This is a genomic window from Ensifer sp. VA4 (assembly GCF_055710065.1).
Map to the genome: position 1 here is coordinate 194,216 of NZ_JBVQPO010000014.1, position 12,785 is coordinate 207,000.

Sequence of the window (12,785 nt, forward strand, 5' to 3'; positions counted from 1 at the left end):
GAATATTGACGAGGTCAGTGAGTGCCGAAGGCAGCATACGAAGCTGCGGCACGCTTAGAAGCCTTCCCTGGTTAGTTGGGCGGCCTTCGCCTCCAGCGCCGCGTTAATATCTGCATCCGACGCTTCACCGCCGTCGGCAATCGATTTGTTGAGCAGGCTGGTCAGAGCCCTCAGCTTCTGTTCGCGTTCCTCGACCAGGCGCAGTCGTTCCCGCACGACTTCGCTGGCGGAACCGTAACGGCCGTCCTTCACGATGTTGGATACAAAGGCTTCCCAGCGGTCACCAATGGAAACGTTTATGTGACACCTCCGATTGCATTACAGCATGCCACAATAACAATTCTTGCGCAGTTATTGACACTGCGACGTCACCTCAAATGCGAACGCTCGATCTTATTTTCAAGAGACCTTCCCGATGTGGCCTTCCTTTCGGGCGATCGCCTCGGCCAGCCGAAGAAGAAGAGGTCTCATCCGATCCGCCGGAACGCCGGCATAACCGAGAATGAGCGCCCCGGGCTGGGGTGACGCGATCGTATAGTCGGACAGCGGATAACATTGCAGCCCCGCATCGAGCGCCGCGCGGTGCGGGGCCTGGTCCTCCCGGCCGCCCTCCAGCCAGGCGAGCGCGTTGAGCCCGCTTTCGGAGCAGTCGATGCGGGCGAGTCCGGCGAGGGTCTCTCGTCCGGCCTGGATGAAGGCCTCGCGGCGCTCGGCGTAAAGGCCGCGCATGCGGCGCAGATGGCTGGCAAAATGACCGCCGCCGATGAACTCGGCAAGGGCGAGCTGGGTTTCCACTGGCACGCTGCGATGGATCAACCCCGAAAGCGTGCGAAAGGCCCCGACGAGCTGCGGCGGCAAGACGAGATAGCCGACGCGGATTCCCGGGTAGAGCGCCTTGCTGAAACTGCCCGCGTAGATCACCCGGTCGGAGCCGTCGATCGAGCGCATGGAGGGCAGCGGCGCACCGTCATAACGGAATTCACTGTCGTAATCGTCCTCGATGATCCAGGCATCGTTTGCCCGTGCCCATTCGAGCAGGGCAAGCCGGCGGGGCAGCGACAGGGTAATGCCGAGCGGGTGCTGGCGCGACGGCATCACGAAGGCGAGCCGCGCATCGGGATAGCGCGCCATGACGCTTTCGACATCCATGCCGTCCGCATCGACATCGGCCGGACACAGTCGCAGCCCGAGCGTGCGGAAAAGGTTGCTGGTCGTCACGGGCCCCGGATCCTCGAACCAGATGCCATCGCCAGGGTCGGCAAGCGCCAGGGCTGCGAGCGTGAAGGCTGCATGCCCGCCGGGCGTGATGACGATCTGCTCGGGATCGCAGGGGTCGCGCCGATGCAGGGCCAGATATTCGGCGATCCTCTGCCGCAGAACCAGTTCGCCCGCAACGTCGCCGTAGCCCAAGGCCACGGCCTTGCCGCCGCGCGTCACCGAATTCCAGCATTTGCGCCAGACGGCGAAAGGAAACCGGTCGAGCGCCGGACGATTCGGGAGGAAAGGCCTGTCTTCCATCTGGCCGATATCGGCCGACATCAGGCGTGAGAGGTCGCCGATACGCGACAGGCGCGGCGGTGCGCTCTCCGCGGCATCTCGCCGAATTGGGGTGAAGCGGCGGTTGGCGGATGGGCGGGGCAGGGCGGCCGACACGAAAGTGCCGGCTCCCTGTCGTGCCTCCAGGTAGCCCTCCGCCTTCAGGTTCTCGAGCACCCGCACCAAGGTCTGGCGCGACAGGCCCAACTCCTCGGCAAGGATGCGGCTTGCGGGTAGCCTTGTTCCGGCGCGCAAGTGCCCCTTGAGGATCGCCGCGCGCAATTGGTCCTGCACCTGGCGGAATTTCGGCAGCGCGATCGTGGCGTCGAGGCGAAGGAAAGGCAGGATAGGGCCTTCAAGTTGTTTGACCATCGATGCGTCTTTCAAAATTGGTACAGTCAAATGCATCATAATGGACGTTCCTTCGTCGTCCAATTGTTACATCCTGTCCCTACACAAAAACGCACCGATGCAGCCCCCGCAGGACGCAGACAAGGTGCGGGGGAACCGGGCCAGGCGGCGGTGCCGACGACCGGATGCAAGGAAAAAAACAGCCATCGCCCACGATCCGTCGCTGACGGTCAACAGGAGGAGTTCATGAAGAAGCTTGTATCGCGCGCAATGAGCCGCGCCTTCGTCTCCACGCTTGCCTTGGCAGCGGCGCTGCCGGGTCTCGCGCGCGCTGAAGCCGCCAAAGAGCTGGTCACGGCCGCCACGAAGGAAGGCATGCTGACGGTCATCGCGCTGCCGCACGACTGGTGCAACTATGGCGAGGTCATAGAGGGGTTCAAGGCCAAGTATCCGGGCATAGAGGTCAACGAACTGAACCCTGACGCCGGTACGGCCGATGAGCTGGAAGCAATCCGGGCGAACAAGGGCAATACGGGGTCGCAGGCCCCCGACGTCGTCGATCTCGGCCTGGCCTTCGCGCCGGCTGCCGCGCAAGAGGGCCTGCTTCAGCCATACAAGGTGGCGACCTGGGACGAAATCCCCGGCAATATCAAGGACGATAAGGGTTATTGGTACGGCGATTATTACGGCGTCATGGCCTTCGGCGTGAACAAGGACCTGCTTGAGACCGCACCGACCGACTGGTCGGATCTGTCGAAGTCGGAATATTCCGGGGCGGTGGCGCTGACCGGCGACCCGCGGTCCTCGGCGCAGGCAATCCTCGCATTGATGTCGGCCGGTATTTCGCGCGGTGCCAAGCCTGGAACGGAATCCGGCGGCAAGGGCCTGGAGCTCTTTGCGGAACTGAACAAGTCCGGCAACTTCGTGCCGGTGCTCGGCAAGGCCGGCACGATCGCACAGGGGCAGACGCCGATCGTCGCTGCCTGGGACTACAATCTCTTGGCCTGGCGAGACGCGCTGAAAGGCAATCCGCCGATGGACGTGGTCGTGCCGGCAAGCGGTGTCGTCGCCGGCGTCTATGTACAGGCGATCTCCGCCTATGCGCCGCATCCGAACGCCGCCAAGCTCTGGATGGAATACCTCTATTCCGACGAGGGCCAGACCGGCTGGCTGAAGGGCTACTGCCACCCGGCGCGCTTCAACGCCATGCTGAAGGCCGGCAAGTTCCCGCAGGATCTGCTCGACAAGCTGCCGCCGGCCGAAGCCTATGAAAAGGCGATCTTCCCGACGGTCGACGAACTTGCCGCCAACAAGACCGCCGTGGTCGAGGGCTGGGACAAGGTGGTCGGCGCCAACGTGAAATAAGTCTTTCGGCCGGCGAGAGGCTCGCACGAAGCCTCTCGCCCGCTTTGGCGCAATTTATTCCAGGGACAAATCCGATGACGACAAGCGTCGCATCCCTGCCGACGGCGTTCCGGCCGCGGCAGGTTTTCAGCTGGCTCGGGGTTGCTCCCTTCTTCCTCTTCGCCACGCTCTTCCTCATCCTGCCGACACTCAACATCGTGCTCGGCGCGTTCCGCAACGCTGAGGGACAGGTGACGCTGGAGAACCTTGGCAAACTTCTGTCACCCTCCATACGGTCGGCCTTCTGGATATCGATCGAACTCAGCCTGCTGACGGCGGCGCTCGGATGTCTTTTCGGCTTCCTGATCGCTGCCGCCATCACCCTCGGTGGTCTCCCGCGCCCGCTGCGCGGTGCCATTCTCACCTTTTCGGGCGTCGCCTCGAACTTTGCCGGCGTGCCGCTCGCCTTCGCCTTCATCGCAACGCTCGGCCGCCTCGGCTTCGTGACGATGCTGCTGCGCCATTGGTTTGGCATCAATCTCTACGGGGCCGGCTTCAACATCGTCTCGTTTCTGGGCCTGGCGCTTACCTATCTCTATTTCCAGATCCCGTTGATGGTGCTGATCATCACCCCCGCCCTGGAAGGGTTGCGGCGCGAATGGCGCGAGGCGGCCGAAAGCCTTGGCGCCAGCGGCTTGCAATATTGGCGCATGGTCGCATTGCCGGTGCTCTGGCCTTCGCTGCTCGGCACGCTGGCGCTGCTCTTCGCCAATGCCTTTGGAGCGGTTGCCACCGCCATCGCCCTTACGGGCTCGTCGCTCTCGATCGCCCCCATCGTGCTGTTCGCGCAGGTTCGCGGCGACGTGCTCAATGACCCGCATCTGGGCTACGCCATTGCCTTCGCCATGATCCTGCTGACCGCGATTGCCAATGCAATCTACATCCTCTTGCGCATGCGCGCGGAAAGGTGGGTCAAATGACGGAGAGACGCCTCTGGTCCTGGCTCGCCGTCGTCCTCGGCGGGCTTTACTTCCTGCTGCCGCTCGTCGGCATGGTCGATTTCTCGATGCGCATGCAGCGCGATGGCTACAGCTTCGAAGCCTACCGTGTCGTGCTGGCCGATCCGCAATTCCAGCAGACCTTCGGCTATTCGGTCGTGCTGGCGCTGCTGACGATCGTGCTCGGTATCCTGATCGTGTTCCCCACCGCCTATTTCGTGCGGTTGCGTTTTCCGGGCCTGCGGCCGATCGTCGAGTTCCTCACGCTGCTGCCGCTGGTCATTCCGCCGATCGTCATCGTCTTCGGCTATATCCGCATCTACAACACGTCCTCGGTCCTGCCGTTGACGGGAAGCTGGTGGGGTACCAATCTCCTGCTTCTGTTCGGTTATGCGACGCTGTCGCTCCCCTACATGTATCGTTCGGTGGATACGGGCCTTCGCACCATCGATATCGGCAGCCTGACGGAGGCAGCACAGAGCCTTGGGGCCGGCTGGGCGCGCATTCTCACCGTCGTCATCCTGCCGAACGTCTTCGTCTCAATACTGTCGGGGGCGTTCCTGACCTTCGCGATCGTCATCGGCGAATATGTCTTTGCCGCCCTGCTCAACGTCGGCTCCTTCGGTCCCTACATGGTCTGGATGGGCGGCAACCGAGCCTATGAACCATCCGCGCTCGCGGTGGTGGCCTTTGCCATTACCTGGGCCTGTATGGGGCTGATCCAGCTTTTCACCCGCTTTTCCAAATTCTCCACCGTGAGGCGCTGACCATGGCCTTTCTCGATATCCTTCGACTGGAAAAGTCCTTTGGCGCGCATCGCGTCGTCAAGGATTTCAATCTCAACATCGAGAAGGGCGAATTCATCTCCTTCCTCGGGCCCTCCGGCTGCGGCAAGACCACGGTCCTGCGTATGGTCGCCGGTTTCGAGACACCAACATCAGGCGCGATCTGCATCGACGGGCGCGATGTCAGCGGGCTTGCTGCCAACCGTCGCAACATCGGGATGGTCTTCCAGGCCTATGCGCTCTTTCCCAACCTGACAGTCGAGCAGAACGTCGGGTTCGGGCTGCGAATAAAGGGTGAAGGAAAGGCGGACATTCGCACACGTGTCGGCGAAATGTTGGAGATGGTCGGCCTGCCGAATCTTGGCGAACGCTACCCGTTCCAGCTTTCCGGCGGCCAGCAGCAGCGGGTCGCCTTGGCGCGCGCACTGGCAATCCGACCGCAGGTTCTGCTGCTGGATGAGCCGCTGTCGGCACTTGACGCGAAGATACGCACGAGCCTGCGGGAGGAGATCCGCCGCATCCAGCGCGAGCTCGGCATCACCACCATCTTCGTGACGCATGATCAGGAAGAGGCGTTGTCGATGTCGGACCGGGTCGTGGTCATGCATCAGGGCATTGCCGATCAGGTCGGCACACCGTTTGAAATCTACAATCGTCCGGCGACGCGTTTCGTGGCGCAGTTCGTCGGTACGCTCAATCTCCTGGACGCCAGCCTCCTCGACGCAGCCGCAGGGCGGGTAGGGTTGGGGGATCTGCCGGTGGCGCTGAACCGTAAGCTGCCTGGCCGGGCTGGAGACCGGGTGAGCCTGGCGCTTCGGCCGGAAACCGTGGCGCTGGGGCGAAAAGGCGAAGGCAGCGTCGTTCTCCCCGGCCATATCGCGGAGGTGCATTTCCTAGGGTCGGTCATCCGCATCCGGGTCGCGGTTGCCGGTCAGTTCGTCTCGCTCGACACGTTCAATCAACCCGATAGACCGCCGCCTTCGGTCGGCACCCCGGTCGAGGTCAGCATTTCTGATCGCGACCTGCTCGTTCTTGCCGCCTGACGCAGCGCGGGAAGGAACCGGGGATGGTGACCGATATGCCGTGGGAAATGACGCCTCGTCCGAATTGGCGACAGAGGATAGAAGGCTTGTCCGCTGAGAGCCGCGCGCAGCTGGCTGCACGGGCGCGATGCGCGCCGCTTTTTGCTCATGCCTATGCCTTTCATCTGAACTTCCGCTTTGGCGGCATGAAGCCCTTGCATCTGGCTGAATTCGCCAAAGCTCAGGGCCTCTCGGGCCTCAAGATTCACGTCGAGGACGGCGAGCAGGCCAGTCTCGCGAGAATGCCGGACGAAGAGCTGCGTGCCTTCGGGGCAGCGGTTGGCGGGCTCGGCCTGGAACTGCATGTCGAAACCAGCACGACGGAACTGCCCGGGCTCTCGGATGCGGTTCGCATCGCGCTTGCCACAGGCACCACTTCGCTTCGCTGCTATCCGCGCTACGAGGGGCGCGTCTCTGAGATCGTCGAATGGACGATCGCAGATCTCCGCCGGCTCGAGATACTCGATCCTGACGGCAGGCTTCGCTTCACGCTTGAACAGCATGAGGATCTCAAATCGGCGGAGTTGATCCGGATTATCGAGGCGGTCGCCAATCCGCGCCTCAGCCTTCTGTTCGATTTCGGCAACATGATCAATGCATTTGAAATGCCGATGTCGGCCCTGATCGCCCAGTCGCCATACATCACCGAGGTGCATGTCAAGGACTGCCTCGTGAGACCCGATCGTGGCGGTTGGGCCCATCTCGCCTGCCTGTCCGGAGACGGCGACTTGCCGATGCTCGCGATGTTGGTGGAACTCCTGCTGCTTGGCCGCGACAAGCCTCAGGTTCTGGCCTTCGGGCTGGAAGAGGAGGAGGGCTATTTCGCACCGGCACTCCGGTTTGCCTCCGAGGCCCGAGACCCGTTCATTCCCGCCCGCTCGCCAAGCTTCACCGCGATCGGAACGGGCAATCAGCAGGCTCGGTTGCGCCAGGAGGCCGTCGCCGCCCGCCGGCAGGTCGATACGGTCAGAAGCCTGTTGCAGAGAATTACAACCCAAGCCGAGAAGGTCCAAGAATGACGGCCGAAAATGTCTGTCCGCCGGCGTTTCTGGCATTCGCCCACGAAATAGCCGATGCCGCCGCTACCGTTATCCGTCCCTATTTTCGCCAGCGGCTCGAGATCGCCGCCAAGGCGGACAGCAGCCCCGTTACCGTCGCCGATCGCCTTGCCGAAATGACGATGCGACGGATGATCGAGAAGTGCTTTCCCGGCCACGGTGTTCGTGGCGAGGAGTTTGGCACTTCAAATGCGGAGGCGGAATGGGTTTGGGTGCTCGATCCGATTGACGGCACGAAATCCTTTGCGTCCGGCTCCCTTGCGTTCGGCATCCAGATCGCCCTGTTGCATCAGGACGCGCCGGTCCTCGGCATTATCGATCAGCCGATAACGAACGAGCGCTGGGTCGGCCAACGCACGAGCCCGACGCTCTTCAACGGTGTGCCAGTCCGAACGAGCGATACGGCCCGCCTCAGGGAGGCAATCGTCTATACATCGGCGTTGGAGCAGTTCGATCTCGATGCCAGAGAGCGCTTCTCGCGGCTGGCCGCGGGGGCGCGCTTCACGCGAATGTCTCATGATTGCTACGCCGCCGGCCTGCTGGCGCTTGGCAGCATCGACCTTCTGGTCGAGAGCAACGTGTTTGACTACGACATCCTTCCGCAGATACCCATCATCGAAGGGGCGGGTGGTATCGTTACGGACTGGGAGGGCCGGACGCTGACCGACGCGAGCCGGTACGAGACGGTCCTGATGGCAGCAAACGGGACGCTCCACGCCGAAGCGCTCGATCGGCTGAGGCACGGGACGGATCCCGTCGCCTAGGGTAAATTCCCTAGCGGGAACGTTCCAAGGGAAGGTGCCCTTCGAGCAGCGGGCGTTGTTTGGCAAGTGCCTGGCCCGCAAACTCGGTAAAGGCGCTGACGCGGGCCGTACGGCGGAGATCCTCGTGGGTGAGAAGCCAAAGTTCCCTCGTCATTTCAGCGACAGGCGGGCCGACGCGCACCAGACCGGCTGTCGTATCGCCGAGATAGCACGGCAGGGCGGTAAGGCCGATGCCGGCTGCGGCAGTTTCACGCGCCGTAACGAGTGAGTCGCAACGCAGCACCGCTGGAGAGGACAGCGTCGCCCGCATCCACCGTGCGACGCTTGTAGAGGCAAGCGCATCGCCGAGCCCAATCCAGCGTTCGTTTGCGTAGTTGATCTTCTCGATCGAAGCGAGGCCGCGTTCCCGCAGGTAGGCGGGCGCCGCATAGACGGCGAAGGCAACGCTCGCTATTCGGCGGCCAACCAGGGCATCGGGTGAATCGATTGCTGGTCGAATGGCGACGTCCGCGTCGCGATGGGAGAGATTTGCGAGAGCGTTCGACGTGCTCACCTCGAGGAGGACGCCGGGATGGCGCTGCTGGAAGGCTGCCAATATCGACGGCAGAATCGAAGCCATGAGCGTGTCGGTGGTGGTGATGCGCAGGCTACCTTCCAGACGCAGGTCCTGCCCCGTCAGTCGGCGTTCGAGTTCCGTGACGGTCTCGGCCATCTGGCGGGCCACCGCGAGCAGTTCCTCGCCCCCGGCTGTCAGCGTGTAGCCGGAAGGGAGGCGATCAAAAAGCCGAACCCCCAGTTTCTGCTCGAACGATCCAACGCGTCTCAGCACGGTGGTGTGATTGACGCCGAGCATGCGGGCGGCAGCGGCGAGGGAGTTTGCCTCCGCGACCGCCAAGACAAAACGGAGATCTTCCCAGTCGATACGGTGATGGCTGTGCATGATTGCCCAAAGCTACGGTTGGTGATCGAGCGAGCGAAGTTGCAGCGCGCCACTATTGATCGGATCCGCCAAGTCGACCTCGCCTGATTACGCCACCGGTGTTGCGTCGGCCTGCGCGGTCGTCGTGGCTGCGGATGTGCAAATATGCAGAAGAACTCGGCAAAGCAACAGATCGCGCTGCGAGAAAGCACGGTCTAACTAAGTAGCCATGATCGGATGGGCCGGTCGATGGAGACACCAGATTTGTCGTGCCGCGGCTGCCGTTTCGCGAGCGCATCACCGCCTGATCCCTTTTCTCCCATCCGTCCAACGTCATTCTCATCAAGGAGGTCCCGTCATGGAGACCCTGTTTGTCCCATTGGCTCTCGTCGCGGGCGGTCTGCTCGCCGTTCAGGCCGGCGCGAACGCGCAACTTTCGAAAGCGGTCGGATCGCCGTTCGTGGCGACCACGCTCCAACTCGCGATCGGCACCGGCCTGCTGGTTCTGGTCGCCCTGTTCACCGGGACACTGGCCGTGCTTGCGACCGTTCCGCAGGCTAAGTGGTGGCATCTCGTCGGAGGCACTGCCTCGGCCGTCTACGTCGTCTCGACGATCGTTCTCTTCCCCCGCCTCGGCGCAGTCGTTTCCGTCGGGCTCTTTATCGCCGGGCAGATGCTCGCCTCTCTCGCGCTCGACAGCTTCGGCCTGCTGGGTGTCGTGCAAACCGGGCTTCGGGTCGGAGCCGCGATCGGTACGCTCGTCGTGCTGATCGGCGTCGGCATGATTGTGTTCGGCCAAGGCGGAAAGGACAAGATCGAGGCCGACAAGCTTGGATGGATCGCCCTGGCACTCGTGGCCGGTGCGGTGCTCCCGGTCCAGGGGGCCGTCAATGCGCTGCTGCGCCATGATCTTGGCGGTGCGCCGTTTGCGGTGGGCGCGATCTCGTTCTTCGTCGCTACGCTCGCCATGGCAACGGTGCTGCTCTTGGCGCTCGCCGGACAGAAGACACCCCGTCCCAACATTGTCGGCGTGCAGGCCATGCCCTGGTGGGGTTGGCTCGGCGGTCTCGCCGGAGCGACCTATGTCACCACGGTCTTTACGGCGATCCCGGTGATCGGCGCCGCTGCCGCCGTTGGTTTCACGGTCGCGGGGCAGCAGGTGGCAAGCGTATTCGTCGATCGTTACGGCTTGTTCCGCCTGCCGCAAAGGCCGGTGTCGGGCCTGCGTCTTGCCGGGGTGCTGCTGCTGCTTGCGGGCGTCGTTCTCATCAAGCTCGTCTGAAACAGGCGCCATCTTTTCGCGGCCGGCGATCGCCGGCCGCTCGAGAATTTCCATGTCACCGCCGCCGCTTGCCTGGATCCATCTCGTTCTGTCCGTTTGGCCGCTTCATCCGCCATTCGCATATGAAGCAGAACGAATATTCCACTATGAAAAATCTGCGAATTTTCCGTTCCAGTTTTCTCTTGCGGGTTCGTAATCGTTCGTTTTTAATCGGTGCACTTTCGCAACGAAAGTCAGGCGCGTCCGATTGAGGAGAGTCGACGTGCCTGAGCATCGGGACTTATCGTCTTACCAATGGGAGGAACCGCCATGAGAGCTTTGAAATGGACCCTTGCGGCCACATCTGCGCTTTCGATCTTTGCCACCTCGAGCGCCTTCGCGGCGACGGAACTTGCCTGGTGGCATGCAATGACCGGCGCCAACAACGAAACGGTTGAACGGCTTGCCAAGGAGTTCAACGAAAGCCAGTCGGAATACAAGGTTGTTCCGGTCTTCAAGGGGACCTATGCCGAGACGCTGAATGCCGGTATCGCCGCCTTCCGTTCCAGGCAGGCTCCCGCCATCCTGCAAGTCTTCGACGCAGGCAGCGGCGTGATGCTGGGTGCCGAGGGCGCGGTGGTCCCGGTGGCGGACGTTCTTAAGAAGGGCGGCTACGAGTTCGACAAGGATCAGTACCTGCCGGGGATCGTTGCTTATTATTCCAAGCCGGACGGTACCATGCTGTCCTTCCCCTTCAACTCGTCTTCCCCGGTTCTCTATTACAACAAGGACGCTTTCGCGAAGGCCGGCATCGATACGGCAAAGCCGCCGGCCACATGGCCTGAGGTCTTCGAGGCGGCGAAGAAAATCAAGGCGAGCGGGGCGGCAAATTGCGGCTTCACCTCGACCTGGTTGACCTGGATCCAGACCGAGAACTTCTCTGCCTGGAACAATGTACCCTATGGCACGAACGAAAACGGGCTTGCCGGCCTCGAAGTGGAACTGAAGATCGACGCCCCGCTGTTCGTCGAGCATTTCCAGTCGATTGCCGACCTCGCCAAGGACGGTACCTTCCGCTACGGCGGCCGCACCTCGGAAGCAAAGCAGCTCTTCATGTCAGGCGAATGCGCCATCCTCACCGAATCTTCCGGCGGTCTGGGCGACATCGTGAAGTCGGGCGTCAATTATGGCGTCGGCCAGCTTCCCTATTATGAAGGCCATGGCCCGCAAAACACCATTCCCGGTGGCGCAAGCCTCTGGGTCTTCGCCGGCAAGAGTGATGCCGAATACAACGGCGTGGCCGAGTTCTTCCATTTCCTCTCGAAAACGGAAACCCAGGCCCAGCTCCACCAGGTCTCCGGCTATCTGCCCGTGACGCTCGCAGCCTATGAGGAAACCAAGAAGTCCGGCTTCTATGAAAAGAATCCGGGTCGCGAAACGCCGATCAAGCAAATGATGGGCAAGGCGCCGACCGAAAATTCGAAGGGCGTTCGCCTCGTCAACCTTCCGCAGGTTCGCGACATTCTCAACGAAGAATTCGAGGCGATGCTTGCTGGACAGAAGGATGCAAAGACGGCTCTCAGCGAAGGTGTAGCGAAGGCAAACGCGGCGATCACTGCCGCGATCGGCAACTGATCCTCTCAGCGAACGTCCGCACCGCCACTGCATGTTTCCTTTAATCGTCGCCGATTAAAGGATAAAAACATGCAGCACTTCAAAGTGCTACAGCGGCCTTAGCGCGTCTGATAAGACGCGCGACGCTGTAGGCGGTGCGGACTGGTTATTCATGGAGGGGTCGTTTTCATGCAGTCCGTCGTGTTTCCCAACAAGGTGCTGCCCTATCTTCTGCTTGCGCCGCAGATCGTCCTGACGGTCGTCTTTTTCTTCTGGCCCGCAAGCCAGGCGCTCTACCAGTCGGTGTTGCGCGAGGATCCGTTCGGCCTGAAGTCCGGTTTTGTCGGCCTTGCCAATTTCCGGGCCATTCTCGCCAATCCGGACTACCTGCATTCGCTGCAGGTGACGGTCGTGTTCAGTCTCGCAACTGCGCTGTTGTCGATGGCTCTCGCGCTTTTGCTGTCGACCTCGGCCGACCGTGTGGTGCGCGGGCGCAACGTCTACCGCACGCTCCTGATCTGGCCCTATGCGGTCGCCCCGGCGGTTGCCGGCATGTTGTGGCTTTTCATGTTCAATCCGGCGATGGGAACCTTCGCCTATATCTTGCGGCGGAACGGCTTCGTCTGGGATCCGTTGCTCAACGGTAACCAGGCGATGTGGCTGGTCATCGTCGCGGCGGCGTGGAAACAGATCAGCTACAATTTTCTCTTCTTCGTCGCTGGTCTGCAAGCGATCCCGAAATCGCTGATCGAGGCAGCGGCAATCGACGGCGCGCGCGGCACCAAGCGGTTCTGGACCATCGTCTTTCCGCTTCTCGCGCCGACGACCTTCTTCCTTCTCGTCGTCAACACCGTCTACGCCTTCTTCGATACCTTCGGCATCATCCACGCGGTAACAGGCGGCGGTCCGGCAAAGGCGACCGAGACGCTCGTCTACAAGGTCTACAACGACGGTTTCGTCAATCTCGACCTCGGCAGTTCGGCGGCCCAGTCGGTGATCCTGATGATCATCGTCGTCGCACTGACGGCCTTCCAGTTCCGCTTCGTCGAGAAGCGGGTCCATTATTCGTGAGA

At 62.0% G+C, this 12,785-nt stretch carries 12 protein-coding genes; 9 read left to right on the forward strand and 3 right to left on the reverse strand.

Going from position 1 to position 12,785, the window contains the following annotated elements; genetic code table 11:
* Window positions 1-54: 54 nt before the first annotated feature.
* Both AC0C6X_RS24475 and pdxR read right to left on the reverse strand, forming a co-directional pair.
* Window positions 55-300 (reverse strand): type II toxin-antitoxin system ParD family antitoxin, encoded by a 246-nt coding sequence (locus AC0C6X_RS24475; protein WP_334198670.1) that lies wholly within the window; start codon window positions 298-300, stop codon window positions 55-57.
* Between the two features lie 99 nt (window positions 301-399).
* Window positions 400-1,908: a MocR-like pyridoxine biosynthesis transcription factor PdxR gene (gene pdxR / locus AC0C6X_RS24480; protein WP_472955681.1), complete on the reverse strand. Its 1,509-nt coding sequence runs from the start codon at window positions 1,906-1,908 to the stop codon at window positions 400-402.
* Between the two features lie 249 nt (window positions 1,909-2,157).
* Here pdxR and AC0C6X_RS24485 point away from each other — a divergent pair, with 249 nt between their 5' ends.
* The 6 genes from AC0C6X_RS24485 to AC0C6X_RS24510 all read left to right on the forward strand — a co-directional run bounded on the left by AC0C6X_RS24485 (window position 2,158) and on the right by AC0C6X_RS24510 (window position 7,918).
* On the forward strand, window positions 2,158-3,252 hold the full coding sequence (locus AC0C6X_RS24485; RefSeq protein WP_247960086.1) for an ABC transporter substrate-binding protein: 1,095 nt from the start codon (window positions 2,158-2,160) through the stop codon (window positions 3,250-3,252).
* A gap of 74 nt (window positions 3,253-3,326) precedes the next feature.
* A complete protein-coding gene (locus AC0C6X_RS24490; protein ID WP_173520036.1) occupies window positions 3,327-4,211 on the forward strand; it encodes an ABC transporter permease in 885 nt (294 codons plus the stop codon).
* Window positions 4,208-4,996 carry an ABC transporter permease gene (locus AC0C6X_RS24495; protein WP_472955683.1) on the forward strand — a complete coding sequence of 263 codons (789 nt, stop codon included), beginning with the start codon at window positions 4,208-4,210 and terminating at the stop codon, window positions 4,994-4,996. The genes AC0C6X_RS24490 and AC0C6X_RS24495 overlap by 4 nt, the downstream gene beginning before the upstream one ends.
* 2 nt (window positions 4,997-4,998) lie before the next feature.
* Window positions 4,999-6,057 carry an ABC transporter ATP-binding protein gene (locus AC0C6X_RS24500; protein ID WP_173520034.1) on the forward strand — a complete coding sequence of 353 codons (1,059 nt, stop codon included), beginning with the start codon at window positions 4,999-5,001 and terminating at the stop codon, window positions 6,055-6,057.
* A gap of 86 nt (window positions 6,058-6,143) precedes the next feature.
* The gene (locus tag AC0C6X_RS24505; protein WP_472955686.1) at window positions 6,144-7,115 is read left to right on the forward strand and encodes a sugar phosphate isomerase/epimerase family protein; all 972 of its coding nucleotides are present in this window, start codon (window positions 6,144-6,146) and stop codon (window positions 7,113-7,115) included.
* The gene (locus tag AC0C6X_RS24510; protein WP_472955689.1) at window positions 7,112-7,918 is read left to right on the forward strand and encodes an inositol monophosphatase family protein; all 807 of its coding nucleotides are present in this window, start codon (window positions 7,112-7,114) and stop codon (window positions 7,916-7,918) included. The genes AC0C6X_RS24505 and AC0C6X_RS24510 overlap by 4 nt, the downstream gene beginning before the upstream one ends.
* 10 nt (window positions 7,919-7,928) lie before the next feature.
* Here the strand turns inward: AC0C6X_RS24510 and AC0C6X_RS24515 are convergent, their stop codons facing one another.
* Complete coding sequence (locus AC0C6X_RS24515; protein ID WP_472955691.1) at window positions 7,929-8,858, reverse strand: LysR family transcriptional regulator; 930 nt, start codon at window positions 8,856-8,858, stop codon at window positions 7,929-7,931.
* A gap of 337 nt (window positions 8,859-9,195) precedes the next feature.
* On the opposite strand from AC0C6X_RS24515, the gene AC0C6X_RS24520 reads away from it, so the two are divergent.
* The 3 genes from AC0C6X_RS24520 to ugpA all read left to right on the forward strand — a co-directional run bounded on the left by AC0C6X_RS24520 (window position 9,196) and on the right by ugpA (window position 12,783).
* On the forward strand, window positions 9,196-10,119 hold the full coding sequence (locus AC0C6X_RS24520) for a DMT family transporter (RefSeq protein WP_472955693.1): 924 nt from the start codon (window positions 9,196-9,198) through the stop codon (window positions 10,117-10,119).
* 309 nt (window positions 10,120-10,428) lie between these two features.
* On the forward strand, window positions 10,429-11,733 hold the full coding sequence (gene ugpB, locus AC0C6X_RS24525) for a sn-glycerol-3-phosphate ABC transporter substrate-binding protein UgpB (RefSeq protein ID WP_472955697.1): 1,305 nt from the start codon (window positions 10,429-10,431) through the stop codon (window positions 11,731-11,733).
* Between the two features lie 168 nt (window positions 11,734-11,901).
* Window positions 11,902-12,783 carry a sn-glycerol-3-phosphate ABC transporter permease UgpA gene (gene ugpA / locus AC0C6X_RS24530; RefSeq protein WP_247960001.1) on the forward strand — a complete coding sequence of 294 codons (882 nt, stop codon included), beginning with the start codon at window positions 11,902-11,904 and terminating at the stop codon, window positions 12,781-12,783.
* Window positions 12,784-12,785: the final 2 nt, after the last annotated feature.